The following is an 18,458-nucleotide window of genomic DNA, read 5'->3' as shown; positions in this document are numbered from 1 at the left end:
TCACCGTTGGTTTACTGAGAGATTTCGCGGACGCCATCACGTATGATTGTGATGAAGGCGTCCAGAATCTGTGGGTATCGCGGCCCGGCCCTGAGCGTAAAGTCTCCCCTGATGACGGCGACTCGTCCCTCCCGCGCGGCGCGGAGGTCGGGTACAGCTTTCCACTGAGAGATCACGTGATCCGTCGGAATCTCCATCGTGGCTTCCATGCCGCTTTCGCCAATCAGCTCGATGATCACGTCGGGGTCTACCCTCAATAGCCCCTCCCGCGACATCTGCGCGTAGGGGACATCCTGGGCGTAGGCGTTCACACCGCCGGCTCTCGCTATCAGGTCGTTGTAAAAAGCCACTTGACCGGCAACGTAAATTTTCCTCACATCCTCCTCCGACGGGTCTCGCCCCACGACGATAAGCACCTTAGGGGGCGTTTCGCTCAAGGGAATCGTCTTTGCCCGCACCGATTCCCTCAGCTCCGCGATTCGGCGTTTTGCCATCTCCTCGACGCCGCACGCCTGACCGACTCGCAGCATTGAGTCGCAAATCTGCTCGAAATCGTCTTGATAGACCGTCACGACCGGATATCCCAAGGCCCCGACCTGTTCGCCGACCTGAACGTTCATGTTCGACACCAAGACGAGGTCCGGCGTCATCCCCATGACGACCTCCAGGTTGACGTGCATCATGTCGCCCAGACTCGGCTTTGTCTGGGCTTCGGGAGGCCAACTGCAATATTTTGTCACTCCAATCACGCGGCCGCCAAGCCCAAGGTCGTACAAAATCTCCGTACCCGCCGGGGTTATCGACAAAATGCGATCAGGGACAGCCGCCCACACGCTTCGCCCCATCAGAAATATCAGGAACGCCACGAAAAACGCCGCTGAAACCATGAACTTTTTTACCGTTTGTTTCATACTCCAACTCCTGATAAATAAATTTAAGGAGCCCCTCGCTCAGAGAGGCTCCCCAAAACTCGCTTCCCGCATAGGCAAAACAAGCCGTGGACATCCAGTTGCTCGCTGAACTGTCTACAGTCATTCGCGATGCCTGTCTTCTGACTCGAGCGTCATCGTTTTCGGCAGCCTTCCCAGTTTCCCAGTGACTTCGGTGGTTTTTCTAACCCACCCGACCGGCCAAAAACTCTTCTCTCACAGCGGCGAGACCGTACAGGATTCACACCTGTTTCACTAGCATGTTTCCATGCAACATCACGAAAGAATATTCAATTGTGGATGCTCCATTCGATTATGGATGCTCCATTTGTGTACAGTATCATTTTTTAAAAAAACTGTCAACGCGCGGCAAGTCGAGGTGTCTCGAAGGGCGCCTTATTATCCAAAATATCTTGGTATATGATATTTCCTATTAATGCGCGCAAGCGTTGACAAAAACAATACGCTGTGAATATAATCTCGCCGTATTCTTCAGGACCGTTATAGCGCCCGGTCTTCTCTCCATTCAACCTGTGCGACAGGCCAACCTGCGCGACAGGATTCGGTGACTAGTAAAGCGCCGCGTTTGTGGATATGGAGATCTCTTTTGTGTAGCCCAGTTTACGTCATTGAGTTCTGAAAGGGGTTGTTTATATTGAAGCGCTGGAAAATAGGGGTTCTGGTTTCAGTCGCCTTGCTTTTGTGGGGCAGGGCGGCGGTGGCGGATTTACTCTATGTGGCCACGGATTCTGCGAATGTAGCGACCGTGGGGATGATTACCGGAAAAGAGTATAGCGTCAAGGACAAGCTATGGGGTGGTGTACCTCAATTCGGCAAAATTTTCTCGTTTAAAGATCCTAATGGGAAATATTGGGCCGTAATCGATAATTATAGCTATAGCGATGCGGCATCCCAGGACACGATCGATATTTTCGATCCGAAGGGGACCTGGAAGGAGCCTCAAAAAGAACTCAAAGAGTGGGGCAGGAATCTCTACGGCTTGGCCACGGCGGACAATTATTTGTACGTCGCCGCGTTCGAAAGACGCGAGGGAGAGGCTCAAAAATCCGGAGAAATTGTGCGCGTCGATATGACCAAAGGAGGTTTCACGCGCGATAGAGAGTATCTTTTCGACCCCTTAGACGATATTTTACGACGACCCTGCGCGGTGCAGGTTATCGATGATAAGGTCTATGTTCTCACCTATACCTACGATGGCACGCATAGCGATAACGCCCAATTTAACGCGAGCGAAGTATTTGAGTTCAATAGGGAACTTAAACTTCTCCGCACAATCCCTTTGGGACAGGACAACCCCAAAGCTAAAAACGCCCAACGGATGCAGGTATTCGACGGTAAACTGTACGTGGGGACCACCGGTGGCGCGCAGGAAGCGGGAGAGTCAAGCGTTGGAGGCATCTGGGAGATCGATCCTTCTGGCATCGAATTATCCCAAAAGCCACTTCTCGATTTAAGTACCCTCAAAGATTCTGACCTCGACGGAAAAGAAAAAGGTGTGCTCGGCTTTCAAATAGCGAAAGACGGCACCGTGTACCTGTTGGTGGGTGGATACGATTCCACCTCGATGAGCTATATCTCGAAGTTTTACACCACTACGATGGAGCAGCTGTTGAAGGGCGAGATAGGCGAAAGCGTGCCGTCGTTCCCATCGGTCTCAGAAATCCTGTACGACGAACAAACGGCAACTCTCTGGGCTCGGACCGAAAGCTGGTTGCCTGAGGGCGGAGGAACGCTCTACGCTTACGATCAAGGTGCCAAACCCCTGAAAACATTTACCCCTGCCGATCTTGGGAATGCCGTCTTTTTCTGGGCTCTTCTGGAGGGCGATGAGGATGTTGAGGATGTACCTCCTCCGACTGTCAATCCAGGAACTCCCGTGGCTCCGTCTCCAAATAGCGAGAGTGGCGGCGGTTGTAACACAAGCTATGGAGCCGTTGGCCTATTACTGATGGGAATGCTTTTACGCAAATATCGGATCCTGTAAAAATTCTTTTATTTTAAATTAAAGGCCGTTTATCTCCTTATATTTTCAGGAGAACGGCCTTTTTTGTGTAGGCTTATTATGACGGAGGTAATGCATAGTATATGAATAAGCCATAATACATTAATATTTCTACTGATAAGCTACTAAAAAGCGCGACAGTGTGTTGTGGTGGAATTCTATACGGTTGTGTAAACAAGTTTATATTATCGAATTTCGAAAGGAGTGTGTCGTCACAGATGCCAAACGCTCTAAATTTTTCAAAAATAAAACGGGGGGGATGTTCCTTATTGGCGCTCGCGTTCTCGTTCGCTTTCCTCTCGTTCGCTTTCCTTTCGACGGCGTCGCTTGCTGCCGTGCCGCTTCCAGAGCTTCCAGAAGAAGTCGTGACCGCTTCGGTCATCTATGACAGAGAAGAAGACAAGTATCTGTCCCCAGGCATGGTGACCGTCATTCGTCCCGAAGAAAAATCCGGAGAACAGCGCAGCTTGCCCGACCTCCTGGACGACGTTCCCGGTCTTCGCGTGATTCGTCTTCAAGGGCGCAACGGATACGCGACGGCCTCCGTGCGAGGGAGCACTTCCTCTCAAGTAGCCGTTTACGTGGATGGTGTCCTGATGAACCTGGAAAGCGAGTCGGCCGTCGATCTCTCCGTGATACCCGTCGAAGACGTCGAACGCGTCGAGGTCTACAAGGGCTATATCCCTGCTCAATTCGGCGCTCAAGCGATGGGTGGCGTCATCAACATCGTGACGAAGTTCCCCGAAAAGAGACAGATCGATCTCTCCCTCGGAATAGCTTCTTTTGGCAAGAGAAAAGGAACGTTCTCTTACGCCTCCCCACTGGGTAAAGGGAAGTTTTTAGGCTCGTTAGGCTACGAAACTTATGATGGAGATTTCGAGTACTGGAACGACAACGGCACGGCTTACGTGGACGGCGACGACTACACCGGGCGCAGGCGCGACAACGGGTTTGAGAACGGCGACGTCCTGCTGAAGTGGGAGGATGCCCATTGGAAAGCGCGCGCCTCCTGGACCGGCAGGGAGCGCGACCTCTCATTGATGGCGCCGGGCGCGGACAGAACCGGCATCTCCCAGCCGAGAGGCGCTTTGCTCGACACGGACCGGTGGGATTTCTCCCTGGGGCGCTCTCAAACTTACGGATCGGCAGCCTGGGGCGTGGAGTTTTTCTACACGGAGCAGAGTAAAGCCTACGACAGCAGACGCGCTCCGCTGGAGCCCACAGCGATAGGTGGGATCAACGTGAGGAAGAGCGAGTACGACGCGTCGAGGTTCGGCGTGGCGCTAAGGGCAAACATGCCCCTGGGCGAGCGACACTTTTTCGAGTTTTTGGCGGAGTACTCCGACGAAGGACTTGACGTGAAAGGGGATTCGCTCTACGAGTACCTTGGTGGCATATCCCATTACGACAGGGAAGACTGGAACCTCAACCTCCAGGATACCGTAGCGCTGGACGGGGCTGGAACGTTTTTGGCCACTCCATCGCTCCGGTGGCATAAACTGGACGGCGAAGATCATTTCACGTGGCAGTTGGCCTTAACCAAGGAATTTTCCCCACACTGGATGGCGAAAGCCGCTTATGGCACATACGCCCGCTCTCCCAATCTGTACGAAAGATACGGCGATGGGGCGTTCATCATCCCTGCCGAGGACGATTTGAAATGGGAAACAGGAACCCAGTTCGACGTGGGGGTCGTGTGGAATGAAACCGCAAAGGCTCTGGGGAACGCGCGCGCCAACGTTTCTCTATCCGGCTTCTGGCGCGAGACGGACGATCTTCTCGAATTTTTGATGGCAAACCCAAGGTACGGCAGATACTTTAATGTGGCGAAATCCCAGGTAAAGGGCGTGGAGTTGGAGCTCGCCCTCGACTGGGAGAAGTGGGGACTTGCGCTGTCGGGGACGTGGATGGACGGCGTTAACAAGACTCCGAACATCGCCGGATCGGTCCGCGGCGAGGGGAAGAAGCTGCCAAACCGCCCAGAGTGGAGTGGCGCTCTGCGTCTCACTCGAAAGTTCGACAAGGGGTCTGTCTTCGCAGAGTTTCAGTACGTGGAGGAGAACTACGCCGATTCAAACGAGTATGTCCTTTTCGACGCGCGAAACCTGTTCAACGTCGGGTTCAAGTACGACCTCAGCCCTACGACGCGCCTTACGATCGGAGTCAACGACGTTTTCAACGACGCGGATCAATGGCGAATGCGTCCAAACGGGATGAACGGCTCAACCCGTATGCTCTGGTATCCCATCGAAGGCCGTTCCTACTATCTGACGTTCGACATAGAACTATAGAAACAATAGAAATAATAGAAATAATAGAACTGTAGAAACAGCGGCGCTTCCAGAGGAATATTCTCATGGAAGCGCTAAACAGGAAAACGCCTATGCGGAATAGCCGGAAAGAATAGTGTTCGTCATCTCGCACTTTTAGGATTCAAAGCCCCTATTGACAAACTCCCAATCTCATGCCACAAATTTTCACCAAAATACAAATACAGATGTCACCTGCATCGGCAACACCACTCAGTTCAACAAGAAAAAGCTCCTGGACGGCTCCACGGCGGCGCTGTAGTCCAGTAGTAAGCTCTCGACCAAGGCCATCGTCAACTGTCGGCTCTCTTGTCGGCTCTCTTGTCAGCTCTCTTATTGATCAAACGTTCGCCTGAGGGTTGCGACGCGAATAGGGGAAGTGCCCGGCACCCCCCCTATTTCACACGCGAAAAACGCGAAAAAACTCAAACCTTCACCGCTCTTTTGACAAACCCAGACTTTAGACACTTGGCACAGACCCGAACCTTAAGGGTCGACCCGTCGCCCACGTTAATTCTGGCGTTCTGAAGGTTGATCAGCCAGCGACGACGGGTATGACGATTTGAATGGCTGACCGCGTTTCCCGTCACGGGACCACGCCCGCAACACTGACAGATTTTAGCCATCGGTATTCTCCTCCTGACTTATATTATCGACTTTAGAATGTTTTCTCTCAATCCAAAACAAACATAAGAAATTCTACCACAAGCCAGGAAAATTTCCACCACCTACAACCATCTACAACCACCTACAACGCCACCGACCAGGGCAACAGCATTTACTTTCCGTCAAGCATTCCAATTACTAGCTTTGTATATTCGAATAGGTATTTTTATGTAGTATATAAGGCCAGTCATATCAAGGATTCGAGAGTAAATGCTGTTGCCCTGCGCTACCGACAATGCATTGCGCTCCGTCCAGTTTTAGTCTGATTTGAGCGTGTAGTCTTTTCTACGTTTTCTCTAACGCGATGCGTCATTGTCTCCACGTCATTATCTCCACGTCATCCATGAACCGGTAAGCGTCAGGCTTGACCGGTCCATATCGCGTCTGTGACCGTTTTTTACAGAAATATGGGGCTTTTTTTAATCCAACATGCTTCCTTTTTCACTCAAACGAACGTGCCAGGAAAGAGCTTCTTTCAAAATATGAGGTTCATGTCCTTTCCCCAGTTCAGCGCGTTTCTTATAATCCCTCAAAAGCTCCCGGTATCGCGGGTCCGCGCATTTCGCTATAATCACGTCGGCGCGCTCGCGCGGGGAGAGATTGCGCAGGTCCGCCACGCCGTGTTCCGTGACGATGACATCCACATCGTGTTCTGTGTGGTCGATGTGCGAGCAAAAAGGTACGACCTTCGAGATTTTTCCCTTACCAGCAATAGAGGGGCACAAGAAAATCGTGTATCCGGCGTTTCTGGCAAAGTCTCCCGAACCGCCGATACCGTTCAAAATATGACTCCCAGAAACCATTGTCGAGTTGACGTGGCCGTAAATGTCAACTTCGACAGCCGTATTCATGGCGATGAGCCCAAGCCTGCGGATCACTTCTGGATTGTTACTGATTTCCTGGGGACGCAAGACCAAGCGGTCCGCGAATTGCCTGAGTTTGGGGTAGTATTTCTGGGCTCCATCAGGACTGGGGGTCAGAGCCGTACCCGAGGCAAAACTAATCTTGCCTTTCTCAATGAGTTCAAAGATCGAGTCCTGAATCACTTCCGTGTACACGCTCAAGCCATCGGTCGGCCATTCGGACAGGCCCTTTAAGACCGCGTTGGCGATGTTACCCACCCCGGACTGCAAAGGCGGCAAAGAAGGCGGCAGCCTTCCGCTTTTGACTTCCAAGTCGAGGAAATCCAGAAGATGAGAAGCTATGCGCCGACTACCCTCGTCGACTTCCGCCAGAGGACGCTGGCTGTCTTTGACCTCTGAATGGACGATGGCGACAATTTTATCGGGGGAACAGGGGATAAAGGGAGTTCCGATTCTGTCGCTGGGTTTGAGAATAGGAATCGGTTCGCGGTTCGGAGGATTTTGGGGCGTGTAGATGTCGTGTAATCCCTCCAGTTCGGCGGGTTGGGCCGTATTGATCTCCACGATAACTTTTTGGGCCATTTGCACGAACGCCGGGGTATTGCCCACCGAAGTCGTAGGGACGATGGATCCGTCTTCCAGGATTGCGGTGGCTTCCACAATGGCCACATCGACATCACCATGAAAACCGTACCTTAGGTTCTGTGCGTTGTGCGAAAGATGAAGGTCCGCGTACAGCACTTCTCCTTCGTTGATTTTCTTGCGAATGGCTTCGCTGGTCTGATAGGGAAACCGCTTCTGAATACAACCAGCCCGGGCTAACTCGTCGTCCAGTTCCGGCCCCACGGAGGCTCCCGTCCAAAGCGTGACCGGCACGGGACCCTCTTGTGCACATCGCCGCGTCAGAGCGCGTGGAACCTCTTTGGGATAGCCGGAGGGAGTGAAGCCACTGCAAGCCACGATCATACCTTTCTCGATCGTTTTCGCGGCCTCCTCCGGAGTTTTGATTTTACCATCCGCATTCGCTAAACGTAACCGCTCACGAGAAATACTTACATCCAATGGTTTTCATCCTTTCTCATATAGATCATTCGAGGATCCGATATCGCTTGACATACTACTACGACTAAAGCCATGGGATTCTAAGATCAACAAAAACAGCCGACTAAAACCGGTCTTACGTCTTCTCCTTTAAGAGTGGATGTCCCCACTCTGAGAATATTTACAGCCACAGTAAAAATTATACCCCGAACTATGCATTATACATCCATGTTTAGCGTGGCCACACGGCAAAGTCGACCTGAATTTTTATCTGCGCCTTATGGGAGTCGGCAGAGGCTTTGAGGTGATCTTTGACCAGAGGGAGATGTATTGGTCATGTAAAAAGGCCGGGTAATCCTGGTCGAAACGGGGACGCGCGATCACATAAACCGTGGGGTTAGAACTCAGAAGACTGCGTATCGCCTTGGGTGTCGAGTGGTCGAGAACGACAGCGACTTTTTCCTCAGCCATGCGGGAGACGATCTCTGTCAATTGACGAGTTTCTTTCCAGGCGCTCCAGGTGCTCCACTCCTCAGCCGAGGGACGGGAAATCTTGCAGCCCGCGGCTTGCAGAAGAGTTCCGCTGTGACCCGTCAGGTCGTAAACCGGTTGATTTTTCAGGATTTGCCGTCCGGCGAGAGTAGTGCTGTAAAGGCGGGCCTGAAACTCCGCCAGCCTTCGTTGATAATAAGGATAATTACTGGGGTCCCAATCAGCCAGAATGGTCAGAACGCGCTGGGCGATAAAGGGAATGACAGAAGGGTCTGATAGGGAGGCGTCGATTCTGTGCTCGTCGAGGGGCAGAAGATCATAGAGCGGGCGATAGTTTTTATATTGCTCAAAAGGTACTCCCAACCCTTTGGCGTCTCTATAATCGAAAGCCATGATTCGCGACTCGGAGGGCAAGAACCGAAGATTCCGGGCCCGAACACGGCGCACCAGCTCCCCATCCTCGTTCCATTCCTGTATGGAGTTTACTTTGACGTTGATGCCGCCAATGAAGTTCGTCAAAAGGGTCAACCAAGGCGAAGTAGCGGTGACTTCCAACAAGGGTGATCCCCACGCGGAACAGCTTAAAAGCAGCGTCAGCCCCAAAATGACCCAAACAAGGTACTTTTTCAACACGGTTTTCTTTTCGAAACCTTCTTTCGAGATAAAGCCGATTACTTGAAAAACTCGATAAAGTCAGGGTACAACAAATCCTGCCCGACGATGTAACTCTCGTGATCATGCCCGTCTATTATTTTCAGCGTTGCGCCGGGAAGAACATGAGCGAGGTTTGTAAATGTTTCCGGCTTGAAAATATCATTTTCCGCGGCGACAAGAAGAATGGGAATGCTGACACTTTTTACCTCGTCCAGCTCGATATGGGGTTCTTCCAACATCAGTTTGAATAAAGGGTCTTTCGTATTCTCATAAGTGCCTTTCACAAACTGATAACTCTCCTCGGTAAAATCCTCCGGGTTTAGATTGACCCCCAACAGCGCCATTTTGTTCACCGTTTCGCCGTGATTCATCGCGAGGATCAAGGCAACGATAGCACCATCACTGAAGCCGATAAGGTCAACCGGCTTCAATTCCAATACTTCAATAAACCGATAAATATCCTCGGCCATCACGCTGTAGGAATACTCGCTTGTTTTTTCGCTTTGGCCGTGATTGCGACTATCGACAGAATAGACCGTAAAGTCGTTCTCCAATTTTGCGGACACTTTATCGAAAATATGATGGTTTTCTCCGTTGCCATGCAACAGAATCATCGGCGAACCTGTACCTGTCTTTTCATAAAAAAGCGTCGTGCCGTTGACTTTGAGAATCATGAGCCTCATTCCGATGCAAAAAGGTTATAATTCCTATGCTTTAGTATTCAATTTTCATTCGGGCACACCGAAACCCTACAAAAGATACTCAGCTTTCCATAAAAAATACTCAGCTTTCCATTAGCCTGCTTCATATCTTTCAAGATTCACTGCGGCATTAAAATCCCTATCTAACTCAATTCCACATTGAGAACAAAAGAATATTCTATCTTGAATAGTCAAATCTTTTTTAATCCATCCACAGGAACAACATCTCTTAGAGCTTCTCTTAGAGCTTCTCTTAGAACTTGGAAAGAATCTATCGGCTGTCACTAACTTGATTCTTCTTTGTTCCGCTTTATAAGCCATTTGTTGCCTGAACTTATAAAGATTCTGCTCTGCTATCGTACTTGATAGATGTTTATTTTTCATCATTCCCGCAATGTTCAAGTCCTCAATTACAATCTTTTTGGGAAGCATTTCTACAATAAGAGTCGTGGTTTTATGTATAGCGTCATGGCGGATATTTAAAATCTTGTTGTAGCGTAAACTTAATTGCTGTATAGCTTTAACTCTATTTTTAGATCCTTTTTTCTTTCTTGCTAAAGCTCTTTGCGAATGTTGGAGTTGTTTCTTGAGTTTCTTCACTCGCCTAGTCTTATTCACGTTCTGAAAAACTATTTTCTTGGAGTTACAACTCACTACAGCAAGATTTTTAATGCCTACATCAATTCCCATCGAAAAATCACTGAGCTCTACTTTGAGATCTGGAACTTCCATTGAGAAGGCAATAATCCACTTCTTATCTGTCCAATGAACTCTAGAATGAACTCTAGAATGAACTCTAGAATTGAAGAATTTCTCGGAATTTAGTCCTTCATTAAAACTATGGCTATGCTTACACTCTACTTTACCTATCTTTTCAAGGTTCATACAACCCTTTTTAAAATAAAGATTCTGATTTACCACTGAAAATACAGGTTTAGACAGGCTTTTCTTTTTGAATTTGGAGTGATCTTTCATTTCGTAGGAAGTCAATTTTTTCCCTAAACGCTTGGCTTCAGCTATCGTTTGCTTTGTAAACTTCTCTCCTTGTTTTTGCGTCTGAAAAAATCTTTTATACGCGTTTGTAAGATCAAAGAGAGAAATAACTGTTCCATTTCCAGAAACTTCGTTAAGCCAAGAAAATTCTTCTTGAGTTTTCAACTTCTTAAACTCAGCTCTCAAAGCATAACTACCGAGAAGTTTCTCTCCCTCGGCAAAGCGTTTCATTTGAAAAGCCAATCCCCAATTCCAAGGCAATCTGTAAGCGTTAACCGATTTCCAAAGTAGATATTCCTGCTTTTGCGTTGGGAATAAATGTATTTTGAATCCTTGTAGCATCTCTGCACACCTCCTTTCGAATCTAAAGGTTAATAAATCTAAAGGCTAATTAAAGGCTAATAATCTAAAGGTTAATTTAACCTCTGGATTCTATCAAGGTGGTGCCCGAATTGTCAAGTTTCACTAAAACATTCGGAACTACTTCGTTTTTTGCGTGTTCAAAGAAGTTCGCTACTCTTCTCCGGTTCTTAGAGTTTTCACTTGCAGCCCACGGTACATAGCATTACACTACTTTTTCGTCACCTTCGCGTCTAAGCTTCTTTCATCTCTACGCTGTGGTTCTTCGAGCTTTAGGGATGACAGCAATTAAATAAGTTCATGACCAGGAATTTTACCTGATCCTGCACACTCTTCACAGAGTATGGAAGGCTTTTATAGTGCGTTCTATAAATATCCACTCGAATAGAGACATGAATAGATATTTATGCAAAGACTATATTGTTAGCTCTTATTTTTCATCTTCCGAGAGGTCCAAAATTCCCTCTTCCACGTTGAGTTCTTCGTCCACGATGTCTTCCGGCTTTTCGCCTTCTTTGGAGTCCGGGATGGGAGTGATGAAGCCGATTCCCTTATTGACGGCCGCCATAATCTCGGCGATGATCTCCTGCTCCAGTTCAGGGTTTTTTTCGATGAACTGAGCGACCGATTCTTTGCCCTGCCCTAATGTCTCCCCTTTATAAGCGAGCCAGGAACCCTTACGCTTGATGATGTCGTAATCCACAGCCATATCCACCACGGCCACCCCTTTAGGGATGCCCTTACCATAGATGAGGCTGGTGTGGGCCGAGCGGAAAGGAGGCGCCTGTTTGTTTTTGACGACCTTCATGTACAACTCGTGGCCGATGGTTTCCTCTCCTTTTTCGATTTTTTTCCCTCGCCGAACCTCCAGGCGAATCGAGGAATAAAACTTGAGCGCTCGCCCACCGGTGGTGGTTTCCGAGGGACCGGCGCCGTAGCCCGTCGATATCAGCGCGCGAAGCTGGTTGATGAAGACGACGCAACTATTGGTTCTCGATATAATAGACGTCAGACGACGCAAGGCATAAGACATCAATCGGGCTTGGAGCCCCAATTGACTTTCGCCTATCCTCCCGTCGATTTCCGCTTGGGGCGTCAGAGCCGCCACGGAATCTACCACCACGATATCAACGGCGCCGCTGCGCACCAGCGTGTCCAGCACGTAAAGCGCCTGTTCGCCGCTATCCGGCTGAGCCAGGTAAAGGGAATCGATGTTAACTCCTAGCGTCGCCGCCAACCGCGGGTCTAACGCGTGTTCCGCGTCGATGAATGCGGCTACGCCACCAGCTTTCTGAGCCTCGGCGATGGCGTACAGGGCGACGGTCGTTTTTCCCGACCCCTCCGGTCCGAAGATCTCGATAATGCGCCCCTTGGGAAAGCCGCCAATTCCTAAAGCCACGTCCAAAGGCAAAATTCCCGAAGAAATGACCTCCACGTTGGGCTTGACGTTTTCCCCCAAGCGCATGATGGAGCCCTGCCCAAATTTTTCACGTATATCTTCCAGAGCCTGCTCCAGGACTTCTTCTCTATTTTGCGGAGCTTTTTTCTTGGACAATGAGAAATTCTCTCCCTTCCAGTGTACACCTGTCTTTTTTGAAGACGTCTACATAAAAACGCCCGACCTTGTAAGTATCCGATAGCTCCAAATAGAAGTCAAGCCTGTCTAGAACTAGATGGGAGCTTATCTGGATGGATCATAGTCCATAGTTCATAGTTCATAGTTCATAGTTCATAGATCATAGTCCATAGATCATAGTTCATGAAGCATAGTTCATGGATCATAGTCCCTCTGGAGATATTATATCAGCGCAATACTTGAGGGAGGAACGGACGCGCAAGCCACTTTACGTCGCGGAAACGATTACGCTTCGCCGCACTTCGTTCGTTCCCCGCCGCAGGCCCTGTGCCGGTACCAGAGCAGGTATCCCACGGCCAGCAAGATCGCGTTAGCGACGCTGGCAAACGTCAAAACGTGTAGGTAACGTTCGAGCAACTCTTGATGTTCCCCCAGCAGGTAGCCAACTAGAACCAGGACTACCACCCAGGCCCCTGCGCCTATAGAGGTGTATGTGGTGAAGGCGCCGAGTTTCATCCGAGCGACTCCGGCGGGTAGGGAAATATATTGACGGATAACGGGCAACAGACGGCCCACCAAGGTGCTAATGTGCCCGTGACGCTCGAAAAACGTTTCTGCTTTTTTGATGGATTCCTCCGAAACGAAAAAATACCTGCCATACCGAACCAGAAAAGGACGACCCAGTTTGAGGGCGAACCAGTAGTTGAAAAGCGCTCCCAAAATGCTCCCTGTAATTCCCGCGGCCACGACGGCGACAAAGGACATCTCTCCTCTCCAGGCGAGGTATCCCGCCGGGGGTAGCACCACTTCGCTGGGAAAGGGGAAGAAAGAGGACTCCAAAAACATCAGGGCGACGATCCCCGTGTAGCCCAGCTTTCCAATCGTTGCCACCAGCCAGTTCGTGATACCTTTCATGAAGGTGATCAAGGTTTCCAAGTTGTAAAGGAAAAAGCCTCCTCCAATAATGGCGAATAGGGAGAGGCCGATTAAAATACGCTTTTGCGCCGGGGTCATAAGGACGTTTCCTCCATTTTTTCCATTTCTCTTTTTTTCATCTTTATTTTCATCTTTTTTATTTTCATCTTTATTTTTATCCCGTTTTCATCCTGATCTAATAACCTGATCTAATAAACAATATGCAACGAATATTCGCAAAAACCCACATCTAAAGGGACGAAGCGATCAAATGGGCTCCGCCCCCTAAACTTGAATGTCTAAGCATACTTTATAACCCGATTCTCCGTTTACTTGACATACTCCCACGACTAAAGTCATGGGATTCTAAGATCGACAAAAACAACCGACTGAAACCGGTCTTACGTCTTCTCCTTTAAGAGTGTGCCCCCACTCTGAGAATATTTACAGCCACAGTAACGGAGTCCTCACGCTTAAGGAAGTTTGATTGACATCAGGAAGTCATGGTTGGTTTGGGTTTGGCGAAGTTTATCGAGGATCAGGTTCAACGCCCCAGCCTCGTCCACGCCCACGATACGCTTGCGCAGAACCCACAAACGGGCTAATTCGTCCTCAGGAATCAGGAGTTCTTCGCGCCGAGTCCCCGACCGGGTGATGTCGATGGCGGGAAAAATACGCTGCTCCGCCAGTTTACGAGACAGGTGTAGTTCCATGTTGCCCGTGCCTTTGAACTCCTCGTAAATGACATCGTCCATGCGGCTGCCTGTATCCGTCAAGGCCGTGCCGATGATGGTGAGGCTTCCTCCCTCCTCAAAGTTTCGCGCCGCGCCGAAGAAACGTTTGGGGAAATAAAGCCCTGATGGGTCGAGTCCGCCTGAAAGGGTTCGTCCCGAGGGCGGGACCGTGAGGTTCGAGGCCCGGGCCAGACGTGTGATGGAGTCTAGCAGAATCACCACATCGCGTTTGGCCTCCGCCAAGCGCTTCGCCTTTTCCAGAGCCAAGTTGGCCACTCGGATATGTTCGTCGGCCGGGCGGTCGAAGGTGGAGGCGATAACCTCGCCGTCCACGGAACGAGAAATATCCGTTACTTCCTCTGGGCGCTCGTCGATCAAGAGGGCCATCAGAATCACGTCGGGACAATTGATGGAAATGGCACCCGCGATGCGCTTCAAAAGAGTCGTTTTACCCGCTTTGGGAGGGGAGACGATAAGCGCTCGCTGCCCCATGCCAATGGGCGCGAACATGTCCACCAAGCGCGTGGCCAATTCTTTGGGCCCGGTTTCGAGGCTCATTTTCGTGGTCGGGAAGATGGGCGTCAATTGGCCAAACTGAGCGCGTCTGCGGGAATGCTCTGGGTCCGCGAAGTTGACCGTCTCTACTCGCAGGAGGGCTTCGTAGTGCTCCTGCTCGCGGGGAGGACGAATGAGACCCCAAATGACATCCCCGTTGCGCAACCCGAAACGCCGAATCTGAGAGACGGAGAGATACACATCGTTATCGGTGGGCAACATGCCTTTGGGACGCAAAAACCCGAATCCTTCGGGCAAAATTTCCAAAGTGCCTCCGCCGAACTTGTAGTTCATGCTCTCGGCCTGGGCCCTCAGGACGGAGATGATCAAGTCGTCCTTGCGAAGCGACGCCGCTCCGGCAACTCCAAACTCTCTTCCTATTTTACGGAGATCCATCAAGGTGAGAGACGCGAGATAGCCATAAGAATGTTTGGGTTTAGGGGGAGAGTACGTTTCTGGAACAGGCGGGCTTTCCACTACGACAGGCGGAGGAACAGGCAGAGAAACAACAACTTCTGGTTGAACTATATTCGCCTGCTGATTGATCGGGGCTGGCTCTTCTTTTGCCGGATTTGCCGGATTTGCCGGAGCAGAAGGTTCAGGGATGGGGACAGCGGAGGGCGCCGTCGCTGTTTCAGGAGGCGACTCCATACCAGGAAGAGGGGGAGATAAAGATTCTGATCGAACTCGACGACGGAGACGTGTTCTTGTTTCGGACTGCGTTTCTGGAGTTTGAGTTTCTGGCGCTGTCTGAGCTTCGTCCAAAACAAGTTCCACCTGAGCCGCACGGACGCGGGTTCTCCTGGGACGGATTTCCTGCGCTTCCAATGCGTTTTCCGCCGACGGGCTCTTGTCCTCCGTCTCTGTCAATATGACCGTTCTTCTGCGTCTCTTAGGAGCCGACTCTGTTTCTTTCGCTTTTGCCATTTCGATTATTTCACCTCGAACAACGGTTTATTAGGACGAACCCGCGGAAACTTCCACTGGCTCTCCCATGAAAAATCTAAAAAACATGTTTCCACTCAGGATATAGTGAATATAGTGAATCAAAATAACAAACCTGGTGAAGAAATTAAGCGATCAACACGACTCGTTTCATTCACCGATTGTCTGCTTATAAAATTTAGAATAGCTAAAAACAAATCGTTCGCTATATTGAGTATCACCCAGCGCAACGTTTTTCACGTTGATTAACTATAAAGCAATTCACGCTAATAAATCTCAAATCTAAAATCGGAAAGGCGCTCCGAGTTGTTTAGAATACTTATGGAATAGAAACCTCTTGGCAATATCTGGCCGTTTTCACGAAGCAGACAGTAAATCTTGGACCCGGACGACACATCTAAAGCATAAGTATCCGCCTGAACGAGCTGATCTCCTATGAACCAGAGAATTCGAAATTCACTGCCCTTGGCGGCCCGACTGTAGTCGAAATGTAAAAAAACCTGCCTCGACCCATAAGGAAATCGAGAAAGAGTTCCCGTCAGCCGCAACCTGTTCTCCAACTCCGTGGTGATGATGACGTTATGGATCATCAAAGAATCGGTCGGCTTTGTGCTGTTACGGCGAATGACCCAAAAAGAAAGGAGCAGTAAAACCGTTGCAAAAAAAACCACAAAAAATAAAAAAGGTTTTCTCTTTCGAGACATTATACCTCAAAACTCCCAGAATACCAACTTCTTAACCGAAACTCCGTTTCTTCCAATCCTCCCGGCCCTTCCAGCGGAACTCCATCCACGGACGCGCTCGGCAACCCCGTCACCCCATCGACGGCGCCTGCTCTCGAAAGAGCCTCCAACATGATGGATTCCTCGCCCTCGTCCATTCCCAACCAACAACGGTAAAACCCTGACAAAACGGCCGTCAGGGCATAAGCTCCCCAGTTAGAAATATCCACAGGCAAACAAACAGTCGCGGGAACCCTCGAAAGGCAAGGCGCGTAACGGGGCAACAATTTAACCAGGGCGTCGTAGAATATTCCCATACCCGCCTCATTGCCGCCATCTCCTATTCCCAGCACAGGAATACCGCGTCGCAACGCGCTCTTGGCGATTTTATCCAGCGGGACCACCACATCTCCAATATCCGTACCCTTCATATCGTAGTAACGATCATCGGTCGCGTGCCCTGGGCGTTCGATGAAAACCAGAAGGTCCATATCCATCTGAACGTCTAGAGGGTCGTCAGCTTTTGCCACTGATGGCCCGCTCACACTATGGGAGCAGGCCGAAAGGCTTTTGTAGTTTCGGCTATCGGTCAACAGAATGACCTCTTTGCCTACCCTGGCCAACGCTCGTCCCAAAGCCACAGCACCCGGCGGCCCGTCGGTTTCGGACGCCTCTGCTCTCTGAATGTAAAACCCTGTGATTACAAGAATACGCCCCGCCCGAATAAACAATTGCAGAGCTTCATCCCAAAATTCGGGGCGGCACAATGAAGAAGCTCCCCGTGCCCCAATTCCTGACGCCACTATTTGTTGCAAGGCAGCAAAATTCATTGTCGTTTTTTGACGTGATCGTTATTCTGAATGGATTCCGAGTAGGATCCGCTCAGGTCAACTTTTCCATCAAGTTCAGCATCTCAGGGCTCAGGGATTTCTGCTCAGACCAAGATCGTTCCAGGTCGGAAAGAATCATTCTGTGGTTGACGTTACCAACCATGACTCCGCTCTTTCCTATAAAAAGAGATTCGGCCGCGTAAGCTCCCATCTTCGAAGCTAAAATCGCGTCGAAGGACGTGGGACTTCCTCCTCTTTGAATGTACCCCAGCACAGTGACGCGAGCGTCATACCCGCCCGTATCCTGCAATTTATCCTTCATTTCATTGGCGGTCATGACACCCTCAGCCAGAATGATCAGTGTGTGGCTCTTTTTTTCCTTGTGGGATATTCGAAGTTTTTGACAAAGATTACCGATACTCACAGGCAATTCTGGTACTACCACATACTCCGCTCCTGTAGCCACCGCGATTTCCAAGGCCAAAAACCCCGCGTTACGGCCCATGACTTCGACAATGAAAAGCCGATCATGGCTCGAAGCCGTGTCGCGAAGACGCATGACGGCTTCCAACGCCGTGTTCACCGCCGTGTCGAAGCCGATAGTTTCATCTGTCCCCGCCACGTCGTTGTCGATGGTTGCGGGAACCCCGATGGTCGGCATCTCCATTTCGTGCAGCAGCTTGGCTCCATGAAAAGAACCATCGCCGCCGATTACCACCAAACCCTCAATACCGGCCTCTCGCATTCTTAGCAATGCCGTTTTACGTCCATCTTCGGTCTTGAAGCGATCGCTACGCGCCGTTTTCAGGATTGTCCCCCCTCGATGGAGAATACCCCCTACAGAGGCCCTGTCCAAGGGAATATAGTCACCCTCAATAAGTCCTTCATAGCCTCGCAGAACACCGATACATTCTTTTTCGTTGAAAATACATGTCCTCACGACGGCTCTGATAGCCGCGTTCATACCTGGGGAGTCTCCTCCACTGGTCAGCACCGCGATACGCTTCATTTACTCCGATCCTTTCAACGTACTAATACCTACTTATAACTAGTAGATACGTTTCGTATAGTATTTCTTCGACTATAAAGCCAAAGAAAAAACCAAATCTTACAAAGCTCGCGAAAATATTCCGAAATATTTCACAAGCGC

Annotated in this window: 14 protein-coding genes and 1 riboswitch; of the genes, 2 read left to right on the top strand and 12 right to left on the bottom strand. The window is 50.0% G+C overall.

Annotated elements, in window-relative coordinates:
- Positions 1-11 precede the first annotated feature (11 nt).
- On the bottom strand, positions 12-911 hold the full coding sequence (locus tag LBJ36_04145; GenBank protein MDR1378222.1) for an ABC transporter substrate-binding protein: 900 nt from the start codon (positions 909-911) through the stop codon (positions 12-14).
- A gap of 113 nt (positions 912-1,024) precedes the next feature.
- Positions 1,025-1,222: riboswitch (cobalamin riboswitch) on the bottom strand.
- 362 nt (positions 1,223-1,584) lie between these two features.
- Here LBJ36_04145 and LBJ36_04140 point away from each other — a divergent pair.
- The gene (locus tag LBJ36_04140) at positions 1,585-2,934 is read left to right on the top strand and encodes a hypothetical protein (GenBank protein ID MDR1378221.1); all 1,350 of its coding nucleotides are present in this window, start codon (positions 1,585-1,587) and stop codon (positions 2,932-2,934) included.
- A gap of 287 nt (positions 2,935-3,221) precedes the next feature.
- Positions 3,222-5,243 (top strand): TonB-dependent receptor, encoded by a 2,022-nt coding sequence (locus LBJ36_04135; GenBank protein ID MDR1378220.1) that lies wholly within the window; start codon positions 3,222-3,224, stop codon positions 5,241-5,243.
- Positions 5,244-5,686: 443 nt separating this feature from the next.
- On the opposite strand, the gene rpmB is transcribed toward LBJ36_04135, so the two are convergent.
- From rpmB to pfkA, 11 genes are all read right to left on the bottom strand, one after another.
- On the bottom strand, positions 5,687-5,887 hold the full coding sequence (rpmB, locus tag LBJ36_04130) for a 50S ribosomal protein L28 (GenBank protein MDR1378219.1): 201 nt from the start codon (positions 5,885-5,887) through the stop codon (positions 5,687-5,689).
- A gap of 459 nt (positions 5,888-6,346) precedes the next feature.
- On the bottom strand, positions 6,347-7,852 hold the full coding sequence (locus LBJ36_04125; GenBank protein ID MDR1378218.1) for a succinate CoA transferase: 1,506 nt from the start codon (positions 7,850-7,852) through the stop codon (positions 6,347-6,349).
- 246 nt (positions 7,853-8,098) lie between these two features.
- Positions 8,099-8,953, bottom strand: coding sequence for a hypothetical protein (locus tag LBJ36_04120; protein ID MDR1378217.1), 855 nt, complete (start codon positions 8,951-8,953; stop codon positions 8,099-8,101).
- A 41-nt stretch (positions 8,954-8,994) separates the two neighbouring features.
- Positions 8,995-9,651, bottom strand: coding sequence for an alpha/beta hydrolase (locus LBJ36_04115; protein MDR1378216.1), 657 nt, complete (start codon positions 9,649-9,651; stop codon positions 8,995-8,997).
- Positions 9,652-9,771: 120 nt separating this feature from the next.
- Positions 9,772-11,013 (bottom strand): transposase, encoded by a 1,242-nt coding sequence (locus LBJ36_04110; GenBank protein ID MDR1378215.1) that lies wholly within the window; start codon positions 11,011-11,013, stop codon positions 9,772-9,774.
- Between the two features lie 448 nt (positions 11,014-11,461).
- Positions 11,462-12,586 carry a recombinase RecA gene (gene recA / locus LBJ36_04105; protein ID MDR1378214.1) on the bottom strand — a complete coding sequence of 375 codons (1,125 nt, stop codon included), beginning with the start codon at positions 12,584-12,586 and terminating at the stop codon, positions 11,462-11,464.
- Between the two features lie 306 nt (positions 12,587-12,892).
- Positions 12,893-13,522: a DedA family protein gene (locus LBJ36_04100; protein ID MDR1378213.1), complete on the bottom strand. Its 630-nt coding sequence runs from the start codon at positions 13,520-13,522 to the stop codon at positions 12,893-12,895.
- A 473-nt stretch (positions 13,523-13,995) separates the two neighbouring features.
- A complete protein-coding gene (gene rho / locus LBJ36_04095; protein ID MDR1378212.1) occupies positions 13,996-15,288 on the bottom strand; it encodes a transcription termination factor Rho in 1,293 nt (430 codons plus the stop codon).
- A 734-nt stretch (positions 15,289-16,022) separates the two neighbouring features.
- Positions 16,023-16,427 (bottom strand): hypothetical protein, encoded by a 405-nt coding sequence (locus LBJ36_04090; GenBank protein ID MDR1378211.1) that lies wholly within the window; start codon positions 16,425-16,427, stop codon positions 16,023-16,025.
- Positions 16,428-16,459: 32 nt separating this feature from the next.
- Positions 16,460-17,293 (bottom strand): DUF4392 domain-containing protein, encoded by an 834-nt coding sequence (locus LBJ36_04085; protein ID MDR1378210.1) that lies wholly within the window; start codon positions 17,291-17,293, stop codon positions 16,460-16,462.
- A gap of 67 nt (positions 17,294-17,360) precedes the next feature.
- On the bottom strand, positions 17,361-18,317 hold the full coding sequence (gene pfkA, locus LBJ36_04080; GenBank protein MDR1378209.1) for a 6-phosphofructokinase: 957 nt from the start codon (positions 18,315-18,317) through the stop codon (positions 17,361-17,363).
- Positions 18,318-18,458 lie beyond the last annotated feature (141 nt).

This window comes from Synergistaceae bacterium (assembly GCA_031267575.1).
Lineage (GTDB): Bacteria > Synergistota > Synergistia > Synergistales > Aminobacteriaceae > JAIRYN01.
This window is presented reverse-complemented; position numbering and strand designations above follow the sequence as displayed.